The sequence below is a fragment of the Neobacillus sp. DZ-9 genome (assembly GCF_059587065.1).
The window spans coordinates 455,818-479,523 of the sequence record NZ_JCAIOL010000003.1 but is presented as its reverse complement, the minus strand read 5'-3'; the positions used below and the strand labels follow the sequence as shown (position 1 = coordinate 479,523).

The window sequence follows — 23,706 nt, the reverse complement described above, 5'->3', positions numbered from 1 at the left end:
ATAACATAAAAAGTACTAATCATGGGGGTAAAGTGAATGGGAGAACGGAAAAACCAACCAAATCCATGGAAAAAATTTAATGGTCCAAACCTTGGCTATGTAATCGAACAATATGAACGTTATACGAATGGGGAAGAAACCACTGACCCAAAATTAACAGAGCTTTTTATTCAATGGGGCTCACCTTTGTCTTTTGAAGCAACTCAACTAGAAGATACCGTTGAACATGAAACGATTGTTCCTTCGGCAAATATAGCAAAAGCAATGAAAGTGGTAAAACTTTTGGAAGACATTCGCGTGCATGGACATTTAGTGGCAAAAATGTATCCATTAGAGGCGAATGCACAAAATATTGAGATTTTTGCCTTGGGAAAGTATGGGCTGAATGAAAATGACCTGAAAGCGATTCCAGCGAAGCTCGTTTGGGAGGATGCACCGGAAGGCATTCAAACCGCATTTGATGTAATGAATCGTTTAAAGGAAAGTTATACATCGTTCCTTGCCTGGGAGTTTAACCACGTTAGTGATGCTGAAGAACGGACTTGGCTGGCTAAGATGGTTGAAAAGGGTTCCTTGAAGCGTTCTTTATCGAAAGAAGAACGAACAAGTCTATTAAAGAGTTTGACAGAAGTCGAAGGTTTTGAACAATTTTTACATAAAACCTTCGTTGGTCAAAAAAGATTCTCCATTGAAGGTGTAGATATGCTCGTCCCAATGTTGGACGAAGCAGTGCGTGAAGGTGTCGAAGAGGGTGTCCGAAACGTCGTGATTGGAATGGCACATCGCGGTCGTTTAAGTGTACTTGCGCATGTGTTAAAAAAACCTTACAGCAAAATTTTCTCAGAGTTTCAGCATTCCGTTGCTAAACAACAAGGTCCGTCAGCGGATTTAGTCGACATTAGCGAGGGCTGGACAGGGGATGTGAAATACCATTTAGGCCGGGATCGATTCGTAGAAGGTTCAGGTACGGTCCGTCCACGTATTACCTTAGCGAATAATCCGAGTCATCTGGAATTTGTCAATCCGGTAGTGGAAGGTTTCGCAAGGGCCGCCCAAGAGGAAAGACAGAAGCCAGGTTATCCAGAGCAGAATGTTAAAAAAGCCTTTGCCATTTTGGTCCATGGAGATGCAGCCTTCCCGGGCCAGGGAATTGTAGCGGAGACATTGAATTTAGGCGGACTAAAAGGATATCGAACAGGTGGAACGATCCATATTATTGCGAATAACATGGTCGGATTTACGACAGACAGCCATGATTCTCGTTCAACTCGATATTCAAGTGATTTAGCAAAAGGATTCGAGATTCCGATTGTCCATGTTAATGCTGATGATCCAGAGGCTTGTCTAGAGGCTGTTCGTCTTGCTTATCAATACCGTGCTCGTTTCCAAAAGGATTTTGTGATTGATTTAGTAGGTTACCGCCGATTTGGCCACAATGAAATGGACGATCCTGCGGTTACCCAGCCACAGGTATATAAAAAAATCACAAACCATTCAACGGTTAGAGCATTGTATGCTGCACAGCTGCTAAACAACGGTACTCTAAATCAACCAGAAGTAGAAGAAATCAATCGTAGTGTTCAAGAACTATTACATGCAGAGTATGACAAAGTGTCTGAGAAGCAGCAGGGTGAAGCACCAGCTGAAGTGGCGGTTCCGGGTGTAATTGCAAAAGGAATTCCACCGTTAGAGACAAAAGTGCCGCTTGACACTCTTCAAGAATTAAATCGTGAATTACTAAACTGGCCAGAAGGTTTTCGTGTTTATCCAAAATTAAAGCGGATTCTCGAGCGCCGTGAAAATGCCTTGGATGAGAACGGAAAAGTGGAATGGGCGGTAGCTGAAGTGCTCGCCTTCGCGTCGATGTTAAAAGAAGGAACTCCGATTCGTTTAACTGGTCAAGATTCCGAGCGTGGTACGTTTGCACAACGTCATATTGTACTCCATGACGCAGAAACAAACGAAACGTATTCACCATTGCACCATCTCCCGCAAGCGAGCGCATCGTTTGCGGTTCATAATAGCCCGCTGTCGGAAGCTGCAGTAGTAGGCTATGAATATGGTTACAACGTATTTGCACCTGAAACGCTTGTCATGTGGGAAGCGCAGTACGGAGACTTTGCCAACACTGCACAGCCACTCTTTGATCAATTTGTTTCATCTGCAAGAGCAAAATGGGGGCAAAAATCAGGCTTGACTCTCCTTCTGCCTCACGGTTATGAAGGGCAAGGTCCTGAGCACTCCAGTGCCCGCCCGGAACGTTTCTTACAGTTGGCAGCGGAAAACAACTGGACGGTTGCCAACTTAACAAGTGCGGCTCAATATTTTCATATTTTACGCCGTCAGGCCGCTACGTTAGGAACAGAATTTGTTCGTCCATTGGTGATTATGACACCAAAGAGTCTGCTTCGTCACCCGCAGGTATCTTCTCCTGCAGCGGCTCTTAGCGAAGACGGTTTCCAAACGGTGATTGAACAGCCGCAACTTGGAAAAGAAACTGAAAAAGTAAAGCGATTAGTGTTAACAACAGGTAAGATGGCCATCGATCTTGCAGTAGAAATAGAATCAGGTAAAGAAAATCGAAACTTGGATGAGGTACACATCGTTCGTATTGAGCAATTGTATCCGTTCCCTCAAGAAAAAATAGAAGCGATCGTAAAGCGTTATCCTAATTTGAAGGAAATCGTTTGGGTACAGGAAGAACCGAAGAATATGGGAGCGTGGCATTATATTGCCCCAACCCTTTTCGAACTTGCATCCGGCAGTCTGTCAGTCGGTTATATTGGACGTCAATACCGTTCAAGCACCGCGGGCGGCGATCCACTTGTTCATAAAAAGGAACAAGAACGCATTGTCCAACAGTCATTAGATTCAGAGAGTTTTGTAGATACACAGAAACAAGAAAGTCAGTTATTTGCACGCTAATATTGGAATGTGATTAATAGGAACTCTATAGGACAAAATACTGAAAAATTGCTAGGTTAGTGTCCCATAGGAGAGTTCTATGGGACAACACACTAGCGAGTCGGATGGAAAGTGTCTTATTGGAGAGTTCTATGAGACAATTCACTAACGAATCGGTCGAAAGTGTCCCATAGAAGAGCTCTATGGGACAACACACTAGCGAATTGGATGGAAAGTGTCCCATAGGAGAGTGCTATGAGACAAAACACTGCCGAATCGGAAGGAAAGTGTCTCATTGAAGAGCACTATGGGACAAAGCACAGAATAAACAAGAGGTAATGTCTCATAGAGCCACATCATCGTCAAAAAAATAGTGGACTTAACATAATTCACAGGAGGATAAGACACATGATTGAAATCAAAGTACCAGAACTCGCGGAATCCATTTCGGAAGGAACGATTTCACAATGGCTTATTAATATTGGAGATAAAGTCGCCAAAGGTGATAGTATCGTAGAATTGGAAACTGACAAGGTTAATATCGAATTGAATGCTGAAGATTCAGGGGTTGTCACAAAGGTATTAAAAGAACCTGGCGATACGGTAGAAGTAGGCGATGTTATTGCCATTATAGAAGAGAATGCAGCTGAAGGCTCTGCTCCGGCTGCAACGCCAGCAGCTCCAGAAAAACCAGCACAAGAAACGATCAATCAACCAAGCGCCCAACCTGAGCCAGAACTTCCGAAAGCCGAACGTCCGATTGCGTCGCCGGCAGCAAGAAAAATGGCAAGAGAACTAGGAATCGATTTAAACCAAGTACGCAGCAGTGATCCACTTGGCAGAATTAGACCAGATGATGTGAAAGCTCATACGCAATCACCTGCGGTACAGGAAGCACCAAAAGTGGAAAAAACAAGCCCAAAACCAGCCGTAAAACAAATAGATGAAGAGTTTGATAAACCAGTAGAACGCGTTAGAATGTCTCGCCGACGTCAAACTATCGCAAAACGTCTAGTTGAAGTTCAACATACTGCAGCGATGTTAACCACTTTTAACGAAGTTGACATGTCCGCTATTATGAATCTACGTAATCAGAGGAAAGATGCCTTTTTTAATAAGCATGGTGTTCGTCTTGGGTTCATGTCATTCTTTACAAAAGCCGTTGTCTCTGCCTTGAAGCAATTCCCGCTTTTAAATGCCGAAATTAACGGAGACGAATTGATTCTCAAGAAGTTTTACGATATCGGAATTGCCGTAGCAGCACCAGAGGGCTTGGTCGTTCCGGTTGTCCGCGATGCCAACAAGAAAAACTTTGCCGAAATTGAAGGGGAAATCAGTAATCTTGGTAAAAAAGCCCGTGATAACGCCCTTACTTTAAATGATTTGCAAGGTGGTACATTTACGATTACTAACGGCGGAGTGTTTGGTTCTTTAATGTCAACACCGATTTTGAATAGCCCGCAAGTGGGGATTCTCGGTATGCACAAGATCCAAACAAGGCCAGTAGCAATCGATGAAGTAAGAATGGAAAACCGTCCGATGATGTATATTGCTTTGTCTTATGATCATCGAATTGTTGACGGAAAAGAGGCAGTCAGCTTCCTGGCTACTGTAAAAGAGTTGTTGGAAGATCCACACTCACTATTATTAGAAGGATAAAAGCTTAAGGAGGAGCAAGTTTCATGATGCTTAAGAATGCCCTTGACTTAAGGAAAGACATACGCGAACATCGTAATGACTTGTATGTTTTGGCTAAAAGTAAAGGGCTGACTCATCCAGAAGTCATAAAAATCAGCCAACAAATAGATGATGAAATTTCCTTGTTACAAAAAATCATCCGGGACCTCAGCACCTTTAAGAAATTTTAGCTGATTAGTGAAAAAAACTTAAACTACACAGTGATTTTATCACTTGTGTAGTTTTTTTATTTTCTCAAGTGTTAATATAGTAGGATACGAGGAAGGAGAGGTTAAATGCCGATTATTCATGTTCAAATGATGGAAGGAAGACCAAAGGAAAAAGTAGCCGAATTAATCCGCAACGTTACGAATACTGTATCAGAAACATTAGATTCACCGAAGGAGAATATTAGAGTACTGGTCACTGAAATTCCTAAAACACATTGGGGAAAAGCTGGAGAACCAGTTGAAAAATAAAAGACGAATTTAAGGGAAAAGAATTGTTGATTTTGATATCAATACATTATCAAAAAGCTGTACCCAATGAAGAGTCAGCTTTTTTAGTTGATAACATTCTTAATTTGATTACTTCAAATTTTTAAGACAAGAAGAAATTTTGGATTTTTAGTTGGATTATGTTAGATAAAAAGTGTTAAAATAACCAAATATGAGAATATGGTATTTATTATCGTCTGGAGGCAAATATGCTAACTTTTGAAGAAAAAATTGCAATTATAGAAGAATTTCCTGAACTTGAGAGAGTAAATGTTTCTCTTGGCAGGGTTAATTTCCAATTTAAAGAAAGTGTTTCTGATAAGAAAAATGTTGTTTATCACCTTCATCCAAATGGGAATGGCTTTGTTTATGCTGGCCAGCTGCCGAATTATCAGACCAATGATAAAGGCATGGCTAATATCCGTGACTTTTCTGAGCAGGAATTAAAACAAATCATTAAAGAATCGATCATCAGTTTATCTGCAGTTGAAAAAACGGTGACAGAGACGGCAATTATTGGAGAAAATCAAGAAGAACGCTGGGTTAACGAAGAAAATGAAGTTCTTCTTTTAATAAATGAAGACGAAGCTTGGAATATTTATTTTGGACTTAACCTGGAAGAATCCTTCAGCACTTATGAGGAAGCTGAGATTTTTTTAGTTGAAGAAGGCTTTAAACGCAGTTAGTTCCTTGAACCTCTTTCCTAAAAATTAGGGAGAGGTTTTTAATGTGTAAGAAAATTTAAAATCCCCTGAAATTGTTAATTTTCATTTTAGAACAAAAGGCTCATTTTATGCTATATTGTAAGTAAGAAGATTTAATTTCAAGTGACAACGCTTTAGAGTTTGGGCCTGGCCTTGAATAAATTACTTTTAACTAAAATGACTCTACTTAATTTCAAGACGGGGTGACCTAATGATGATAAATCAAAAAAAATATAATTTTTTTACTCGGATTGGAAGGGCTTTTAAACTGAATTATGTGAAACTTTTGCGGTCTTCAGGTGGGGCAAAAAAAGTATCGTTAGGTTTTGCGATTGGATTTGGTTTAGAAATGTTAGTGATTTCAACGGCATCGCTGATCTATATTTTTTTTATTCCAGTTGTTCGTTTAGCGAAAGGATCATTACCTGCATCAGTTATCGGAAATGTTATTGGCAAGCTTACTTTTTTACCCATTATTCTATTACCCTTTGCTAGAAAAATCGGGAAGTTAATCCTGCCAATGAAAGTAAAGGTTGGCCATCATACACCATTTTCGTTTCAAAGTTTAATGCATGGCGATTTCCGTTCATTATTAACGCTCCTACACGGAGGAGTTCATGTTTTAATCGGTATGACTTTTTTCGGGGTTGTTCTAGGAGTAGCTTCTTACTTTGTTGTCCATTACCTTTACGAAACGGAAAAAAACAGAAGATTAACAAAAAGACGTACGAAACATTCACTTCAAAAAAATGTACCCAATAAGAATTTCGTGTAATGTTTAATAAGATCGATGTAAGGGAGCAATGAATAAATCATTGCTCCTTCTTTTTTTATCGCTAGTAATTTCGTTCGATGACAAAATGGGCCAAATCACCACGATAGATGGTTTTCGAAAATTCTATAATTGATCCATCATGAAGATAGGCAAAGGTATCGAGTACAAAGCAAGGATCACCGATATTAATTTGAAGTTTTTCAGCTGCCTCCTGATCTGCGATAAACAACTCAAGACTTTCAATGGTCTTGTCAATTTTTAATCCAAATTGAGTTTCCATTTGTTTATATAATGATTTTTCGCACCCTTGTTTATTTAAAGCCGGCGTTTTATACCAAGGTAAATAAGCGGTTTCATACTGAATTGCTTCTTCATTTACATACCGGATTCTTTCAAGGACATTAACTGGTTCACCTTCAGGAATCTTTAATTGCTCACTTAGAAATTCGTCTGCAGGTATCACTTCTAATTGCAATACCTTGATTAATGGTTTTTTTCCCTGCATTGAAATTTGACTGGAAAAATGGTCAACCGTCGTGGTTAAAATTTGTTTTACTTTATTTGCGGATACAAAAGTTCCGCTACCCCGTTTACGATAGACATAGCCTTCCACTGTCAATTGCTGTAAGGCAGTCCGAATGGTTGTCCTGCTTACTCCGTATTTTTCGCAAAACTCTGCCTCAGTTGGCAGCTGTGAGTTAGGTTTGTATTCTCCCTCGTTTATCAACTGGATAATTGCATCCTTTACCTTAAGATGCAGCGCGCTACCGTCTTTCACATCTTCTATCATTTTGAACTTCCCCCTCAATATCTATAGATTATCAAAAAAATGGAAGGAAATGCACTACTTAAATACAAATTTTTTAAATTTGTTATTACAAATAATAAAAACAATAACAAATAATTAAAAATTGTATTGTAAATATTCTGAATTGTTATTACAATGAGTTTATAACATCGCAATAATGCTTTTTTCGAAATTAGTTTTATTTTTGCATTCTGGTAAAAGGAGGTTCCCATAAACTGAATTATTCCAGTTTTCAATCTTCTATTATGAAGTGTTTTATTACTCATTGGATGCTTTTGCAATCATTTAAATTTATGTAATCGCTTTCTTTAAGGGGGATATAAATGAACATTTTATTATGCTGTTCAGCTGGTATGTCTACGAGTCTATTGGTTTCCAAAATGGAAGCTAGCGCAAAATCAAAAGGAATAGAGTGTACTATTTGGGCCGTGGGATCTACTGAAATCAATCAACATATCAATAAGGCAGATGTATTGCTTCTTGGACCGCAAGTTCGCTATTTGCTTTCTCAGCTAAAAAAGACAGGAGAAAAGCTGGGGATTCCTGTTGAATCGATTAACCCGATGCATTATGGTCTTTGCAATGGAGAGGAAGTTTTAAAGCAGGCCATTCAATTAATAAAAGGGGAGTAGATACGATGATGAATTTTATCGATAAATTTATTATGCCTTTTGCAAATAAACTGGGGAACAATCGGCACCTTCTAGCTATTCGGGATGCATTAGTCGGGATGATCGCTATTACCATGATCGGTTCCTTGGCGGTGCTCCTAAACAATCTAGGAAAAGTCCCAGGGATCGGCAAATATTATGAAAAACTAATGGTATCCCTTTTCGGGGAAACTTGGACAACATTAGGCGGGGATATATGGTGGGGAACCCTTGCTTTTATGACCATCTTTGCGGTTTTTGGAATTGCATATAAACTGGCAAGGTCTTATGGAGACGATGGTTTTGAAGCAATGCTTGTTGCTGGAGCAGCCTTCTTTGTTCTCATTCCTCAAGTAGCTAACGTATCGATTACGCCTGAGGGCGGTGAAGCTGTAACAGGCGGTGCCTGGGGGTTTATAGGTTGGAATTATTTCAATGCAACGGCGTTATTCACCGGTATTATTGTTTCGATTGCCGCTACTGAAATTTTTGTCCGTTTAGCTAAATTAAAGTATTTGGTCATTAAATTGCCTGATGGCGTTCCGCCGGCGGTATCACGATCATTTGCTAAGCTCCTCCCTGGAATGGCAACGATTTTTATCATTGGATTGTTTGGTCTAGTTTTACGTAAATTTATTAGTGACGGTGTTTATTTAAACGACTGGATCAATAAAGTTCTTGTATCACCTCTCACAGGCGCGGTGGACTCCATGCTGTTTGCTATTTTAATCGTATTTTTGGTGCATGGCTTTTGGATTCTTGGTCTTCACGGACCAAACATCCTTGGGGGAATTACCACTCCTTTAATGACTAAACTGGGCCAGGAAAATGTCAACATGTATGCGCAAGGGGTAACTGATTTAAGCAAATATCACGTCCTATCAGGCTCATTCTTAGATGCTTTTGTCTATTTAGGAGGGTCAGGCGCCACATTAGGCCTGCTAGTAGCCATGATTATTGCCGGACGGAAACGTAATAAGCAATTAATAGCCTTAGGTACTCCTCCGGGGATTTTCCAAATTAATGAACCCATTCTCTTCGGATTGCCGATTGTATTAAATCCCATCTGGTTTATTCCTTTTATCTTAGGACCAATTATTATGACCATTGTATCTTATTTATCTATCAGCTTAGGTTTGGTCCATCCCGTTGTGGCTGATATCCCATGGGTAACACCAGCAATCGTAGGTGGCTTATTAGCAACCGGCGGGCATATTTCCGGCGCGATTTTAGCGGCAGTAAATTTAGGCATATCGATCGTTATTTATCTGCCTTTTGTCATTGCTCAAGGCCGAATCGATGCAAGGAGAGAAAAGGTAGAAGAAGCATCTCAACCTAATAACACTTTAAATATCTAATTGAAGCAACCAGAGGTGAGGAAGAATGAAAAAAGGTTTAAAAATTGTAACGATAGGGGGAGGCTCCAGCTATACCCCTGAATTAATAGAAGGTTTTATTAATTATTATCCTGAGCTTCCTGTAAGTGAACTATGGCTGGTTGATGTAGAGGAAGGGAAGGAAAAGCTTGAAATCGTCGGAAATCTAGCAAAAAGAATGGTGCAAAAAGCAGGAGTTCCGATTAAAATCAATTTGACCTTAGATCGTAAAGAAGCATTAAAGTCTGCCGATTTCGTAACGACTCAATTTCGTGTAGGGTTACTGGATGCTCGTAAAAAAGATGAAAGTATTCCATTAAAGCATGGTGTACTAGGTCAAGAAACAAAGGGGCCGGGCGGTTTATTTAAAGCCTTTAGGACCATACCTGTAATTCTTGATATTTGCCGGGATATAGAGGAGCTTTGTCCCAATGCCTGGCTCATCAACTTTACCAATCCGGCAGGAATGGTTACGGAGGCTGTGCTTCGTTACAGTAATATTCGTAGAGTAGTAGGGCTGTGTAATGTACCTATCGGGATGGAAATGGGCGTTGCCAAACTATTAGGAGTGGACCATCAAAGAGTCAGAATTGATTTTGCCGGATTAAATCACATGGTTTACGGATTAGATGTTTTTGTCGATGGTGTATCTGTTAAAGATCAGGTGTTTTCCCTCATTAATGACCCGAAGAACAGCATCACTATGCAAAACATCTATGCCATGGGATGGGAGCCTGAATTTCTGAAAGCTTTAGATGTTTTTCCGTGCCCGTATCATAACTACTATTATAAATCTGGAGAAATGTTAGAAAAAGAATTGAAAAACTATAAAGATGGCGGCACCCGCGCAGAGGTCGTAAAAAAGCTGGAGGATGAGCTGTTTGAGCTATATAAAGACCCTGATTTAGCCATCAAGCCCCCTCAATTAGAAAAAAGAGGCGGTGCTTACTATAGTGATGCTGCTGTTCGGCTGATTCACTCAATGTATACCGATAAACGGGACATACAGGCAGTTAACACGATTAACAGAGGCGCTATTTCAAGTCTGCCCTATGATTCAGCTGTTGAACTTAGTTGTATTATTACAAAGGATGGGCCAAAACCTATTTCTGTTGGTGAATTACCAATACAAATACGTGGACTTGTCCAGCAAATAAAATCTTTTGAAAGGGTTGCGATTGAAGCTGCCATCAGTGGTGACTATGGAACGGCTTTACTGGCGATGACCATAAATCCCCTTGTACCAAGTGATCGTCTGGCAAAGGTTATCTTAGACGAGATGCTCGAAGCACACAAAGACTACCTCCCGCAATTTCAAAAGAGGAGAGAAATAGAATGGAAAATTTAGAAACGGTCATCTTTCAAATCATTCTTCATGGCGGTAATGGTCGCAGCGCGGCGATGGAAGCCATACAAGCCGCAAAACAAGGAGAATTTGAACAGGCAAAAGGAAAATTAAAGGAAGCAGAAAATGCCTTAAATGAAGCGCATCATATTCAAACCTCACTCATACAGGGGGAAATTAGGGGAGAAAAAACGGAGATTTCTCTTTTGATGGTTCACGCACAAGATCATTTAATGAATGCTATGACAGTGAAGGATTTGGCTGCAGAATTGGTTGAGCTGTATCAGAAAATCAAATGATTCATAGCCGTCAAGAGGAATCACCTAAAGGGTGAAATCAAAATGATTAATTTAATTGTTAACGCAGATGACTTTGGCTTTAGCCATGGAGTAAACCATGGAATAGTTGACAGCTTTTTGTATGGAATTGTAAATTCAACGACGATGATGATGAATATGGACGGTACAGAACATGCGATTCAATTGGCTAAAAATAATCCAGAATTGCGTGTAGGAATTCATCTCACCCTTACATGCGGGAAACCCATCCTTGATAACGTACGTTCATTGGTTGATGAAGAGGGGTACTTTTATTCCTTGTCGGCTTTTAATCCAACTGATATTTCATTAGAGGAACTAGAAAGAGAGTGGACTGCTCAGATTGACCGGTTTATCCGTTCAGGTCTAAAACCAACCCATCTTGATAGTCACCACCATGTTCATACCATGAAAGAATTGCATCCTGTGATTAAAAACTTATCTTATAAATACAGGCTTCCGGTTCGGCCCAATGGATTCATTTCCATTCCCGAAGTTGAATCCTTCACTGATGTTTCTTTGTCCGATTTCTACGGGGACGGGGTAAGAGCAGATTACTTTGACAGGTTAAATGATGGGATATATGATGGGTTAACAGTTGAAGTTATGTGTCACCCAGCATACCTTGATCATCACTTATTAAATGGGTCTTCTTATACTCATAAAAGATTAACTGAACTAGAAATTCTGACTTCCGTTCAATTACCTAAAAACATAAACCTGTTGTCATTCGCTGAACATATTTAAGGAACCATTTCCTCCTAATAAAATTAACCATTAAGGTTGTTCGTCACCGAAATGCTGGTTATAACATAAAATGATTAACAGTAACGGAGCGTTTGGAATAGGAGGAAATTGAGTGCCGTCAGTAATCAATTTAGGAATGGTGAATGTTAATTCCCAGCAGCCTAGTGCGGCAATCTTTATCGGGGAATCTGTCGTGACAGGGATGGACGCCAACCGAAAATATAATTTAGGGATTGGGGGACTTTATGGTAACCTTAATGCTGTAACAGGGAATCTCGTTAATAATGCAGATAGTTTTGAAGTAGTGGATGGGGTTATTTTTGATCAAGACTTTAAACCAAGTATCGGTGGAAATATATAGAAAAGAGAAATCATTACAAAACAACAAACCCTTATTAGTCATGGGTTTGTTGTTTGTTTTTTGGCCATTTTTTGCAATTTGTGTTCTTCTTTTAGTTGTTTTCTATTCGTCGCTTCCTGTTCATAATTTGTTAACGATGCACTCGTACGGGCAAGATTGTTTCGATCTCCATGGATGTTGCCTAAACCTTGGTTATGTTTTTTGTTGCTTTTAAAGTCTTCAATGAAATTGTTACCAATGCTAAAGCAAGATGCTCCTTCAATGCTTCCGATTTTTATTGTTCCAATATGAAAAGTTGGAGATAAAATAGGGGAGGCCATTATTATTCATCCTCCATTTTTACTTTGGTTGTAACCCAATGATTTTCACTGATCCAATTTTCATCTCCTGAAATTACGCCCATTACTTCATTTGTGACCTCAGTGGTATGAAAATTTTTAAGCTTGTTTTTATTTCCGATAAAAACGCCAGCGGATTTTCCCAATTCCATGATGTCGATTTTACCAAGAGTAAGATTAATCACGATTGTCATCCCCTTGCCTCATTATATATTAGGGTATTCAATTTGTGGGCTAATGACACTATTCCGAGGAAAATCACCATCCTACTTCCGTAAACATAAAGTAATTTAATACAAATTTAAAATGTGGTGAGCCATTTATGTTTAAAACTTCACAATTCAATTTTATCGGGGGTATAAATGTCCAAACCATGCAAAGACAATCCGGCATTTTTATCGGGGAACATAACAATGCGATTGGCTGGAGCGCACATGGAAAAGATAATTATGTAATTGGTAATATTAGCGGGCAATCAAATTTTCTCTACCAAAATACTTCTTTATTACTGGACCCTGATTTTGTTGATACACCAATTGACGATCGGGATATAAATTTATCCTTTGACTTACCTGGGAAAGAAAATCAGGCTTCAAGTATTAATCTTGATAGCATTAATGTCAATACGCAAGTGGACAATAGCGCTGTTTTCGTAGGAAAAGGACATGTAACGGGGATGGATGCGAATCAGAAAGCGAATTATACGCAAGGAAGTTTATTTGGGAATAGCAATCACTTATTAAATAATTTCAATCTGAACTATGATCAAGATACGATTGATGCCCTCATTGATGATCAGGATATTAAAATTGCCAATATCATGAAGGAATAATCTATAAATCGTTTCGGACTCGAAATCCTTTTGAGGTTTTAACCATTTTTTCTTGTTGATAAGAAGATTGGTCAGACTTTGCTTCTTTTTTGGCACTTTCTTTGTCAACCTTTAGAATAAGCGGTTCTATCAAGTCTTCGGGGCTGCTGATATTATTCCCAATAATTAATTTCCCGCTCAACTCGTCAATTTCTATATTATCCAAGCGAAAAACAATATTCTCTAAGTAATCAATTTGAACATGATCAAAATGGAGATTTTTATCGCTGCTTTGCTTTTGCCCTTGTTCTAATAGCTCAATAATCCTGTCCAGTTTCGTTTCAATTTGAGAGTTTATTTTATTTTCTTCCTGTTTTTTTCTAAAAGAAAAAAATTTAAACATAAACTCCCTCCTCCTTTGGACAATACTTATCTTATAAAGTTTATTTTTCAGAGCGGCAGGTTATGAATTAAAAGGTGAAACAAAAAGCGCATTGTGATTATGTCACAATGCGTTTATTCAATATAATGGTATTCTTAAAGAAAATTATTTTTTTTGAAACAGTATAACAGAAGTAAATAACAGGATAATGGCTATTATCTTTTTTGTATCGATTGGAATTGTTTTCCCCCCGAAAAGGCCAAAATGATCGATTAAGGCTCCAATGAGTAATTGCCCTGCAATTACAGCAACCATGGTGGGGGCTACCCCGATTTTTGGTACAACTATTACCATGATGCATACATATAATGCACCTAGAAAACCTCCAAGCAGCTGCCATTTTGGTACAGAAAAAATAGTTCCCAGATTGCCTTTGCCAAAGAACAAGACTAGAAGGAAAAGGGCGAGTGATCCTATTGAAAACGAGATAAATGCGCCTTCTAAGGCCCCTGTTTTTTTACCTAAGCCTCCATTAATTTGGGCTTGAATTGCTATTGCAACACCGCCGACAAATGAAATAAATGGAAAAATCCACTTCATTTTTCTCCCCCTGACACACAATAAAGCGCTTTCGATTTTTCAAGAAATTATCCCTTTTCGAAATAGTTCTCCGACAGCATGTGAACGATTTTGCGCTCCCAGCTTTTTGATGGCTGATTTTACATATTGTTTAACCGTCAATTCGCTTATATCCATAGAATCAGCCATTTCTTTTGTGCTTTCTCCCCATGCGATTCTTCTCATGACCTCTAATTCCCGTTTGCTTAATACCTGTGAATCCTCAGCAATCTCAGACTTTTCAAGGTATTTTCCGACTACTTTGCCATAATGGGTCAGTGCTGTCAGAGTTTTATCATCAAAAACTGCTTCCACTGAAACCTCATTTGAACAAATATATCCAATAACCACAGACCTGTAGCAAATGGGTACAACCACGACAGAATTCATATTAGAGGTCGTTATGTACTTACTGCTAATTTGTTTCAGCACATCCAAACCAGTGCAATGCTTCGCTTTTTTCTCACGAATAGCGGAATAAATGATGGGCAATGAACGGATATCATCACGAATTTCGCCTATATGCACAATTCCATTTTGAGTCAATAAAATGATACCTTCTCCAAGGTAGCCTAATGGAGAAAATCTAAATAAGTAGGCATTCTTGACAGGAAAGAGCTCCATAAATGATTCCAGGATTTTATATAATCTTTCCTCATGGCATGAGGCACTATCCAACTTATGGATATGCTGCTGTAAGGTATACTGAGAAGTCAAATTATCAACTCCTTTTAGGGGATATAGTACGTATAAAAATGGGAATATTCAAACTATACAAATAATTATATCCTATAGATAGGCATTATGAGAAATCGTATCTCTTAATGTATGAAAAATATTCAATTAAGAAGGGAAGATGTGTTTTGGCCAATTTAGACCCACAAGCAAAAGTATACTTAGAAATGTTTAGCCAAATGCCCGCACTCCAATCCTTAGACGCACAGACAGTTAGAGAGATGTTTGCTCTAGCCCCGCCCGTTGAAGTGGAACTAGCTACGCTTGCAAACGTGGAGGATAGAATGATTCCTGTCGCCGATGATACTGAAATTAAAGTTAGAATTTATACCCCTGAAGGCCAAGGACCATTTCCTCTCTTTGTTTATTACCATGGCGGAGGCTGGGTGATCGGAGATCTCGAAACAGCAGATGCCAGCTGCCGAATGATTGCTAATAGGACAGGAAGAGTTGTTGTTTCCGTGGATTATAGATTGTCGCCGGAATTTAAGTTCCCAGTGCCTGTTGAAGATTCCTATGCAGCTTTGAAGTGGGTAAGTGAAAATGCTGTGTCACTAAATGGAAACGCTTCCAATCTTGTGGTGGGAGGCGATAGTGCTGGCGGAAACCTTTCTGCCGTCGTTTCATTGCTTGCAAAGGAACAAAATGGGCCAAAGATAGCGGCACAGGTTTTGATTTATCCAGTAACAGCCCTTGGTTACGACACGAAATCCTATCAAGAATTCGAAAACGGATTCGGTTTGGATCGTGATTTGATGATTTGGTTTGGAAATTACTATATTAATAGTGAAGAGGATACAAAAAATAAATATGTGGCGCCATTATTGGCTGAGGATTTAACCGATTTACCACCAGCATACGTCCTAACAGCAGAAAATGACGTACTAAGAGATGAAGGATTGGCTTACGCAGAACGCCTTAAGCAGGCTGGAGTAAGAGTTGAAACGACAATTGAAGCAGGTTTAGTCCATGGATATTTTACTAATATGGCTGTTTTCCCTGAGCGAATTAAAGAATCTATTTCTAAATTCGGTAAATTTTTAAGTGAAATTGACCAAAAGGTTACTAGAGTTTGATCAAAAATTCTTAGTGTGGGGGTAGGGATAAATGGCCAATAAGCTTAACAATTTCGATGCGGTCGTTGTTGGGGCAGGCTTTTCGGGTTTATATATGCTGTATCGCTTACGTGAGGCAGGTTTTTCTACTCGGGTTTTTGAGGCAGGAGAAGGGGTTGGAGGCACTTGGTATTGGAATCGCTACCCTGGAGCGCGCTGCGACTCGGAAAGCATCTACTATAACTACACTTTTTCGGAAGAACTTTATAAAGAATGGACCTGGTCATCACGATATCCTGAACAACCAGAAATACTGCAGTACCTTAACTTCGTTGCGGACAAATTCAAATTACGTCCCGATATCCAGTTTAAAACCCGCATCACGGGGGCTCATTACGATGAGGAAGAAAATAAATGGCAGATTCAGTTAGATGATGGGACGACTGTGACCGCTAAGTATTTTATCACCGGTGTGGGTTGTCTTTCTGCTGCCAATCTACCTAATTTTAAGGGCATAGAAAATTTTAAAGGTGAGCGGTACCATACAGGGCACTGGCCGCATGAGAAAGTTGATTTCACGGGTAAACGGGTTGGAATCATTGGCACTGGCTCAAGTGGGGTCCAGGCAATCCCAGTAATTGCTGAGGAGGCGGGGCATCTTACAGTCTTCCAACGAACTCCACAGTACAGTGCACCCGCGAGGAACCATCCCTATGACCCAGAATACATCCGGCAATCAAAAGAAAACTTTAAAGAAATCAAGAAGCAAATGCGGGAGTCCCAAGGAGGCCAGCCTGTACCTATTCCAACCAAGTCGGCAGTTGAAGTTTCCAAAGAAGATCGTGAGCGGGTATACAACGACGCCTGGGAGAATGGCGGTTTAGGCATTTTTAGTTCCTATTATGACATCACGATAAATGAAGCAGCTAACGAAACGGCAGCTGAATTCATCCGGTCTAAAATTTGCGAAATTGTTAAAAAACCAGAAATGGCCCAAAAGCTGCTTCCTTCGTATTATTACGGAACTAAAAGGCCAATCATTGATACCAATTATTATGAAACATTTAACCGCGACAATGTTTCATTAGTTGATGTGAAAAGTTCGCCTATTGTGGAAATTACACAGAAGGGGATCAAAACCAGTGAAGCAGAGTATGAACTTGACGCGATTGTATTTGCAACCGGGTTCGATGGTATGACAGGACCATTATTAAAAATGGATATCAGGGGTAAAGATGGTGTGTCCCTTAAGGAAAAATGGATGGGTGGAGCCCAGACAAGAACCTACCTTGGAGTAGCCAATGCTGGTTTTCCTAATTTCTTTATGATTACTGGTCCAGAAAGTCCTTCTGTCCTAAGCAACATGCCTGTGTCCATTGAACAACATGTCGAATGGATTGGGGATTGCATCGAGTATCTACGAGAAAATGGTATGGAAACAATTGAGGCTAATGTTGATGCTGAAGAAGGATGGAGTCAACATTGCAGAGAGGTTGCAGAGGCAACACTATTTACAAAGACTGACTCTTGGTATATGGGAGCGAATATTCCTGGAAAACCGCGCAGATTTTTGATTTATCTTGGCGGTGTTGGAGCTTACCGCCAAAAGTGCGATGAAATTACGGCAAATGGTTATGAAGGGTTTACAATGAAGCCTTCAAAAAAGCCTGTATCTTAATAGTAAGATAACTAATAAAAACCCAAATAATAGCCACTGAAATAAAAAAGTGTCTAATATTTGGGTTTTTTTTATATTTGGGTACAATGTAATAATTTTAATATTATTGTAATCTTAACAAGCCCCTCCAACATATGATACACGGATTGGTCATTTAATCATCGTATTGGAGGGGTAGAAGTGCCAAGAAGATGGGGTATACTGTTTGTTGTGATTTTATTGATGTTGGCAAATTTCACTTTTGGGATTCCCTCGGGGTATGCGGCTTCTGTGGGCAAGCTTATTATCATTAATAAGGCAAATAACCGTCTTGCGTACTATGACAATGGTCGATTTATCCGCGAGTTTAAAGTTGGGACGGGAAGAAGCCAATCGTTAACGCCGGAAGGAAAATTTAAAATTGTGAATAAGATTGTGAACAGGCCATACTATAAGGGTCATATACCTGGAGGAGACCCGCGTAATCCCCTTGGTAACCGCTGGATCGGACTAAATGCACGAGGAACTTGGGGAACAACGTACGCCATTCATGGAAATAATAATCCAAGCTCCATCGGCGGTTATGTGAGCAGCGGCTGTATTCGGATGTATGATAATGAGGTAGAGTGGCTATTCAGTCAAGTGCCAATCAATACGCCAGTTGTTATTACCTCATCGGCAAAATCCTTCAATTCAATCGCTACAGCCAATGGATATAAGGTTTCAGGAGGGTCTAGTACACCGACAGTTCCAGTAAGTACAAATGGAGGTATCCTTAAGAAAGGCAGCCAGGGTCCTGCCGTAATGGATCTTCAACGAAAACTGACTTCCCTAGGATATAATACAAAAGGGACAGATGGAATTTTTGGAGTAAATACAGAAAATGCACTTCGACAATTTCAAAAAGCCCGAAAGCTGACAGTCGATGGTGTTGTTGGACCAGTAACGAAAAAAGCACTAGGCATTAAATAAAATATCGAACTGTAACGCACTATGGATTCTTCTTAAAGGGTTCACTTGTGGGGGGCACGAAGACAAATTGGCAGATGAAATGGCATGTAAATTGACGCATGCCATTTTTGTTGTTATATCAAGGTTTAATTTCAATTTCATTTAGAATTGGCAGTCCAATATTAAAGTGTTTTTTGAGTGACAATACTTGTTGTACATTGAAAATTCATGTCAATATAGCTGTCATTTACGCTGCCGAAACGTGGTCAAGCACCTCATAAGTGAATCCTTTAGGATTCTTCTAAAGTGCGTATTTTATTAAAAATTAACCATTTCCTTAATTTGTTCATAAATAGGACATATTTAGCAGTTATGATAAATGGTAGGTGGATTGGATTGAATATGATATAGAACTGTATTATAAAAGTATGTAATATGTATTAGAAGGTAGGTGTTAATAAATGAATACTTTATTTCAAAAAGGTCAAGGTATTTTTAATAAATATATTGGCTTTTTCTTTTTGGCTGTATTATTCCTTTGGATAAAAACATATATAGTCCAACTAACACAGTTTAACTTAGGTATAGAAAACTATTTACAAAAGTTTTTATTATTTATTAATCCATTAGGATCATCTCTGTTGTTTTTAGGATTGGCATCCTTTTTTAAGGGTCGTAAAAAATACATTTGGTTAATTATTATCGACTTTTTCTTGTCGTTTCTTTTATATGCCAATGTTGTTTATTATCGTTTCTTTAATGATTTTATTACACTCCCGACATTAACTCAGACCCAAAATTTTGGTGACGTAAGCAGCAGTGTTACTTCCTTATTAAGGCCTTATGATTATTTGTTTTTTGTGGATATCGTTGTCTTGATTGCTTTAATGGCCTTTCGTTTTGTAAAACTTGAGGTCAAAGATATGGGCCGCCATAAATTAGCTGCCTTATTTTCCATAACATTGTTCATTTCATGTTTCAATCTTGCATTAGCTGAAGTTGATCGTCCGCAATTATTGACAAGAGGATTTGACCGTAACTATATTGTGAAGTATTTAGGGATGTATAATTATACGATTTACGATGCAATTAATAGTACAAAAGCATCTGCCCAAAGAGTTATGGCAAACAGTGATGATGTTACAGAAGTCCTTAATTATACGCAATCAAATTATGCTAGTCCGAACCCGAAATACTTTGGTGCCGGTAAAGGTATGAATGTGATTTATTTACATCTTGAATCCATGCAAAACTTCCTAATTAATTACAAGTTAAACGGACAAGAAGTGACTCCTTTTTTAAATTCATTAACGAAAGATAATAACACTCTATATTTCGATAACTTTTTCCATCAGACTGCCCAAGGTAAAACATCTGATGCAGAATTTATGCTGGAAAACTCGTTATTCGGGTTACCACAAGGCTCGGCTTTTACTACTAAAGGTTTAAATACGTACCAGGCAGCTCCAGCTATTTTAGGACAGAATGGATATACTTCTGCCGTTTTCCATGGGAATTCGGGAAGTTTTTGGAATCGGAATGAAATTTATAAATCGTTTGGTTATGATAAATTTTTTGATTCACAATATTATAAATTAGATTCTGGTAACTTGGCGGAATATGGACTGATGGACAAGCCCTTCTTTAATCAATCCATTCCATTATTAGAAACATTGCCGCAGCCATTTTATACAAAATTTATTACCGTCTCGAATCATTATCCTTACCCTCTTGATGAAAAAGAGGCTACCATCGCACCTGCTGCTACGGGGGATAAATCAGTTGATTCGTACTTCCAGACTGCCCGTTATGCAGACGAAGCGTTAAAGCAATTCTTTGATTACTTGAAGAAATCAGGTCTTTATGATCATTCCATTATTATTATGTATGGTGACCACTACGGTATTTCAGAAAACCATAATAAAGCTATGGAAAAAGTGCTTGGAAAAGAAATTACTCCTTTTGAAAGTACTGGATTACAACGTGTACCTTTCTTCATTCGTGTACCCGGTATGGAAGGCGGCGTAAGCCACGAATATGGTGGACAAGTTGATATTCTTCCTACACTTCTGCATTTGTTAGGTATTGATACGAAAAATTATATTCAATTTGGAACTGATTTGTTATCAGAACAGCACGATGATTTGATTCCATTCCGCAATGGAGATTTTGTTAGTCCAACGATTACCTCTGTTGGTGGTAAATTCTATAATTCCAATAACGGTATGAAATTAGATAATGATCAGGTAGAAGAGGCTAAGAAAGATCAGAAAATCGTAGAAGAAAAATTATTACTTTCGGATAAGGTTGTGAATGGGGATTTATTACGTTTCTACACCCCTCAAAACTTTACTCCAGTTGATCGTTCAAAATACGATTATAATAAAAAAGATAAAGCGGATTCCAATAAATAAAAAATAAGCAAGCTGCCCGAGGTTAAAATCTTGGGCAGTTTTTTATTGACTAAAAAAAATATTTATGTTATTTAAAATATGGGTTAGCACTCAAAGTGATGGAGTGCTAACGAGTATATAAAGGAATTGATTTTTCAAATTTGAAGGGAGATATCTTAAATGATGGAAACAAAACAGTTTCAAGCTGAATCCAAACGACTATTAGACATGATGATTAACTCCATTTATACTCATCGTGAGATTTTTCTAAGAGAGTTAATTTCAAATGCAAGCGATGCCATTGACAAGCTATATTATAAAGCGTTAACAGATGATTCTTTAACCTTTGATAAAGATAGCTACTACATAAAGGTAAATGCTGATAAGGCAGGCAGGACCCTAACAATCATCGATACTGGAATTGGGATGACAAAGGAAGAGCTTGAAAATAATCTTGGAACCATTGCCAAAAGCGGCTCTTTAGCCTTTAAAAGCGAAAATGAAGTGAAGGATGGCCATGAAATCATTGGTCAATTTGGTGTCGGGTTTTATTCTGCCTTTATGGTGGCTGACGTTGTTACCGTTACCAGCAAAGCGTTAGGCAGCGATACGGCCTACAAATGGGAATCTTGTGGTGCAGAAGGATATACGATTGTGCCATGTGAGAAAGATTCCGTAGGTACTGAAATTATTTTAAAAATCAAAGAGAATACCGAAGACGAGAATTACGATGAGTATTTAGAGGAATATCGTTTAAAATCGATCATTAAAAAATACTCAGACTTTATTCGCTACCCAATTAAAATGGAGGTTTCTTCAAAAAGACTTAAAGAAGGCAGTGAAAATGAATACGAAGATTATCAAGAAGAACAAACCATCAATAGTATGGTGCCAATTTGGCGCAAGAACAAAAAGGACCTGACTGATGAAGATTATGCTAATTTCTATGCAGAAAAGCATTATGGTTTTGATAAGCCTTTAAAGCATATCCATATCAGTGTTGATGGGGCAGTAAGATATAATGCCATCCTTTATATCCCGGAAAACATTCCGTTCGATTACTATTCACCTGAATTTGAAAAGGGCTTAGAGCTATATTCCAGTGGAGTATTGATTATGAACAAATGCTCTGATTTACTTCCGGACTACTTTAGCTTTGTCAAAGGTATGGTCGACTCTGAGGATTTGTCACTGAATATTTCACGTGAAATGCTGCAGCATGACCGCCAGTTAAAGCTGATCGCGAAAAATATCAGCAAGAAAATCAAAAGCGAATTACAAGCTTTATTGAAAAATGAACGTGAAAAATATGATGAATTTTACAAGTCATTTGGCAGACAGTTAAAATACGGTGTATACAGTGATTTCGGAACACATAAAGAAGAACTGCAGGATCTATTGATGTTCTATTCTTCTAAAGAAAAGAAAATGGTAACCTTAGATGAATATGTTTCAAGAATGCCGGAGGATCAGAAATATATTTATTATGCTACCGGTGATTCCATTGAAAGAATTGAAAAATTGCCACAGACGGAGCTAGTGGCAGACAAAGGTTATGAGATTCTATATTTCACCGATGATATTGACGAGTTTGCGATTAAAATGCTTATGAACTACAAGGAAAAAGAATTCAAATCTGTCTCTAGCGGTGATCTCGGAATTGAGGCAGATGATAAGCAAAATGATTCAGGCGAAGCGACGGAAAATAAGGACCTGTTTGATTATATGAAAAACATCTTATCAGGCAAAGTAACGGATGTTAGAGTTTCAAAAAGATTAAAGACCCATCCGGTATGTTTAACCACTGATGGTGAAGTCACGATCGAGATGGAGAAAATTTTGAAAGCCATGCCTGGTAACCAAAATATTAAAGCGGACAAGGTATTAGAGATTAATACAAATCACGAAGTATTCAAATCGTTAAAAGATTCATTTGCGAACGATAAAGAAAAATTGTCTTTATACACGAGCCTGCTGTATAATCAGGCTCTGTTAATTGAAGGTCTTCCAATTAATGACCCAGTTGAGTTTACAAACGATATTTGCAAAATCATGGTATAAATAAAAAGGGTTGCAAGCGAGGCTTGCAATCCTTTTTATTGTTGCTTTTTCACAGCATCCTTCATTTATGCTAATTGCAGTTTTTTAAACAAAATAAATTGTTAAAATATTTTAATCATTTATATTGACGAATCCCTATTGGTATAGTAGGATTAATGACATCAACTAAATATCGCTTATCTAGAGCGGCTGAGGGACTGGCCCGTTGAAGCCCGGCAACCTACAAAGAAAGGTGCTAATTCCAGCAAAATGTGCTCATTTTGGGAGATAAGGTGTTTTACATAAGTGAAGACGCCTTTCCTTAATGGGAGAGGCGTTTTTGTGAAAAGGGGGGCGAATTATCTGAAACCATCAGAATGGCAAGAAATTGCTTCACACCTTGAGCAAATGCTTGGCACATTAAAATTCGGATCCATCACCCTAGTGGTGCAAGATGGCAAGGTAGTACAAATTGAGAAAAATGAAAAGGTTCGTTTTCAATCGAATAAACGCGCTGACTAGACAAACTAGAGGCGGTCTTCACCATATTTCTGATGGAAGACTG

The 23,706-nt window shown here is 38.7% G+C and carries 25 protein-coding genes and 1 riboswitch; of the genes, 19 read left to right on the top strand and 6 right to left on the bottom strand.

The window, feature by feature from the left end:
* The first annotated feature begins 36 nt into the window (after positions 1 to 36).
* The 6 genes from AC59HZ_RS10775 (at position 37) to AC59HZ_RS10750 (ending at position 6,557) form a co-directional block, all read left to right on the top strand.
* Positions 37 to 2,925: a 2-oxoglutarate dehydrogenase E1 component gene (locus AC59HZ_RS10775; protein ID WP_496545791.1), complete on the top strand. Its 2,889-nt coding sequence runs from the start codon at positions 37 to 39 to the stop codon at positions 2,923 to 2,925.
* 387 nt (positions 2,926 to 3,312) lie between these two features.
* Positions 3,313 to 4,563 (top strand): 2-oxoglutarate dehydrogenase complex dihydrolipoyllysine-residue succinyltransferase, encoded by a 1,251-nt coding sequence (gene odhB, locus AC59HZ_RS10770; RefSeq protein WP_496545790.1) that lies wholly within the window; start codon positions 3,313 to 3,315, stop codon positions 4,561 to 4,563.
* A gap of 23 nt (positions 4,564 to 4,586) precedes the next feature.
* Positions 4,587 to 4,772: a Spo0E family sporulation regulatory protein-aspartic acid phosphatase gene (locus tag AC59HZ_RS10765; RefSeq protein ID WP_496545789.1), complete on the top strand. Its 186-nt coding sequence runs from the start codon at positions 4,587 to 4,589 to the stop codon at positions 4,770 to 4,772.
* 105 nt (positions 4,773 to 4,877) lie between these two features.
* Positions 4,878 to 5,060 (top strand): 4-oxalocrotonate tautomerase, encoded by a 183-nt coding sequence (locus AC59HZ_RS10760; protein ID WP_166258818.1) that lies wholly within the window; start codon positions 4,878 to 4,880, stop codon positions 5,058 to 5,060.
* A gap of 227 nt (positions 5,061 to 5,287) precedes the next feature.
* Positions 5,288 to 5,764 carry a hypothetical protein gene (locus tag AC59HZ_RS10755; protein ID WP_496545788.1) on the top strand — a complete coding sequence of 159 codons (477 nt, stop codon included), beginning with the start codon at positions 5,288 to 5,290 and terminating at the stop codon, positions 5,762 to 5,764.
* 229 nt (positions 5,765 to 5,993) lie between these two features.
* Positions 5,994 to 6,557, top strand: coding sequence for a DUF2062 domain-containing protein (locus AC59HZ_RS10750; protein WP_496545787.1), 564 nt, complete (start codon positions 5,994 to 5,996; stop codon positions 6,555 to 6,557).
* Positions 6,558 to 6,618: 61 nt separating this feature from the next.
* On the opposite strand, the gene AC59HZ_RS10745 is transcribed toward AC59HZ_RS10750, so the two are convergent.
* Complete coding sequence (locus tag AC59HZ_RS10745) at positions 6,619 to 7,347, bottom strand: GntR family transcriptional regulator (RefSeq protein WP_496545786.1); 729 nt, start codon at positions 7,345 to 7,347, stop codon at positions 6,619 to 6,621.
* Positions 7,348 to 7,688: 341 nt separating this feature from the next.
* On the opposite strand from AC59HZ_RS10745, the gene AC59HZ_RS10740 reads away from it, so the two are divergent.
* The 6 genes from AC59HZ_RS10740 to AC59HZ_RS10715 all read left to right on the top strand — a co-directional run bounded on the left by AC59HZ_RS10740 (position 7,689) and on the right by AC59HZ_RS10715 (position 12,161).
* On the top strand, positions 7,689 to 7,997 hold the full coding sequence (locus AC59HZ_RS10740; RefSeq protein WP_496545785.1) for a PTS sugar transporter subunit IIB: 309 nt from the start codon (positions 7,689 to 7,691) through the stop codon (positions 7,995 to 7,997).
* Positions 7,998 to 8,002: 5 nt separating this feature from the next.
* The gene (locus AC59HZ_RS10735; protein WP_496545784.1) at positions 8,003 to 9,373 is read left to right on the top strand and encodes a PTS sugar transporter subunit IIC; all 1,371 of its coding nucleotides are present in this window, start codon (positions 8,003 to 8,005) and stop codon (positions 9,371 to 9,373) included.
* A 25-nt stretch (positions 9,374 to 9,398) separates the two neighbouring features.
* Positions 9,399 to 10,739: a 6-phospho-beta-glucosidase gene (locus AC59HZ_RS10730; protein WP_496545783.1), complete on the top strand. Its 1,341-nt coding sequence runs from the start codon at positions 9,399 to 9,401 to the stop codon at positions 10,737 to 10,739.
* Positions 10,727 to 11,035, top strand: a complete 309-nt coding sequence (locus tag AC59HZ_RS10725; RefSeq protein WP_496545782.1) for a PTS lactose/cellobiose transporter subunit IIA — start codon at positions 10,727 to 10,729, stop codon at positions 11,033 to 11,035. Before AC59HZ_RS10730 ends, AC59HZ_RS10725 begins: the two co-directional genes overlap by 13 nt.
* 42 nt (positions 11,036 to 11,077) lie before the next feature.
* Complete coding sequence (gene chbG, locus AC59HZ_RS10720) at positions 11,078 to 11,800, top strand: chitin disaccharide deacetylase (protein WP_496545781.1); 723 nt, start codon at positions 11,078 to 11,080, stop codon at positions 11,798 to 11,800.
* A 112-nt stretch (positions 11,801 to 11,912) separates the two neighbouring features.
* Positions 11,913 to 12,161: a hypothetical protein gene (locus AC59HZ_RS10715; protein ID WP_496545780.1), complete on the top strand. Its 249-nt coding sequence runs from the start codon at positions 11,913 to 11,915 to the stop codon at positions 12,159 to 12,161.
* A gap of 38 nt (positions 12,162 to 12,199) precedes the next feature.
* On the opposite strand, the gene AC59HZ_RS10710 is transcribed toward AC59HZ_RS10715, so the two are convergent.
* Together AC59HZ_RS10710 and AC59HZ_RS10705 are read right to left on the bottom strand one after the other, a co-directional pair.
* Positions 12,200 to 12,481: a hypothetical protein gene (locus AC59HZ_RS10710; RefSeq protein WP_496545779.1), complete on the bottom strand. Its 282-nt coding sequence runs from the start codon at positions 12,479 to 12,481 to the stop codon at positions 12,200 to 12,202.
* A gap of 2 nt (positions 12,482 to 12,483) precedes the next feature.
* On the bottom strand, positions 12,484 to 12,684 hold the full coding sequence (locus tag AC59HZ_RS10705; protein ID WP_496545778.1) for a hypothetical protein: 201 nt from the start codon (positions 12,682 to 12,684) through the stop codon (positions 12,484 to 12,486).
* A 137-nt stretch (positions 12,685 to 12,821) separates the two neighbouring features.
* Here AC59HZ_RS10705 and AC59HZ_RS10700 point away from each other — a divergent pair, with 137 nt between their 5' ends.
* Positions 12,822 to 13,331, top strand: a complete 510-nt coding sequence (locus AC59HZ_RS10700) for a hypothetical protein (protein WP_496545777.1) — start codon at positions 12,822 to 12,824, stop codon at positions 13,329 to 13,331.
* A 1-nt stretch (position 13,332) separates the two neighbouring features.
* Here AC59HZ_RS10700 and AC59HZ_RS10695 read toward each other — a convergent pair whose 3' ends face one another.
* From AC59HZ_RS10695 to AC59HZ_RS10685, 3 genes are all read right to left on the bottom strand, one after another.
* Positions 13,333 to 13,713, bottom strand: coding sequence for a hypothetical protein (locus AC59HZ_RS10695; RefSeq protein ID WP_496545776.1), 381 nt, complete (start codon positions 13,711 to 13,713; stop codon positions 13,333 to 13,335).
* 144 nt (positions 13,714 to 13,857) lie between these two features.
* Positions 13,858 to 14,292 carry a DMT family transporter gene (locus tag AC59HZ_RS10690; protein ID WP_496545775.1) on the bottom strand — a complete coding sequence of 145 codons (435 nt, stop codon included), beginning with the start codon at positions 14,290 to 14,292 and terminating at the stop codon, positions 13,858 to 13,860.
* A gap of 39 nt (positions 14,293 to 14,331) precedes the next feature.
* On the bottom strand, positions 14,332 to 15,027 hold the full coding sequence (locus AC59HZ_RS10685; protein WP_496545774.1) for a LuxR C-terminal-related transcriptional regulator: 696 nt from the start codon (positions 15,025 to 15,027) through the stop codon (positions 14,332 to 14,334).
* Positions 15,028 to 15,173: 146 nt separating this feature from the next.
* Here AC59HZ_RS10685 and lipP1 point away from each other — a divergent pair, with 146 nt between their 5' ends.
* The 6 genes from lipP1 (at position 15,174) to AC59HZ_RS10655 (ending at position 23,663) form a co-directional block, all read left to right on the top strand.
* On the top strand, positions 15,174 to 16,121 hold the full coding sequence (gene lipP1 / locus AC59HZ_RS10680; protein WP_496545773.1) for a LipP1 family hormone-sensitive lipase: 948 nt from the start codon (positions 15,174 to 15,176) through the stop codon (positions 16,119 to 16,121).
* Between the two features lie 31 nt (positions 16,122 to 16,152).
* Complete coding sequence (locus tag AC59HZ_RS10675; RefSeq protein WP_496545772.1) at positions 16,153 to 17,778, top strand: flavin-containing monooxygenase; 1,626 nt, start codon at positions 16,153 to 16,155, stop codon at positions 17,776 to 17,778.
* A gap of 180 nt (positions 17,779 to 17,958) precedes the next feature.
* Positions 17,959 to 18,729, top strand: a complete 771-nt coding sequence (locus AC59HZ_RS10670; protein ID WP_496545771.1) for a L,D-transpeptidase family protein — start codon at positions 17,959 to 17,961, stop codon at positions 18,727 to 18,729.
* Between the two features lie 440 nt (positions 18,730 to 19,169).
* The gene (ltaS, locus tag AC59HZ_RS10665) at positions 19,170 to 21,122 is read left to right on the top strand and encodes a lipoteichoic acid synthase (protein WP_496545770.1); all 1,953 of its coding nucleotides are present in this window, start codon (positions 19,170 to 19,172) and stop codon (positions 21,120 to 21,122) included.
* Between the two features lie 162 nt (positions 21,123 to 21,284).
* Positions 21,285 to 23,162 (top strand): molecular chaperone HtpG, encoded by a 1,878-nt coding sequence (htpG, locus tag AC59HZ_RS10660; protein ID WP_496546040.1) that lies wholly within the window; start codon positions 21,285 to 21,287, stop codon positions 23,160 to 23,162.
* A gap of 173 nt (positions 23,163 to 23,335) precedes the next feature.
* Positions 23,336 to 23,436: riboswitch (SAM riboswitch) on the top strand.
* Between the two features lie 68 nt (positions 23,437 to 23,504).
* On the top strand, positions 23,505 to 23,663 hold the full coding sequence (locus AC59HZ_RS10655; protein ID WP_496546039.1) for a YezD family protein: 159 nt from the start codon (positions 23,505 to 23,507) through the stop codon (positions 23,661 to 23,663).
* The last annotated feature ends 43 nt before the right edge of the window (positions 23,664 to 23,706 follow it).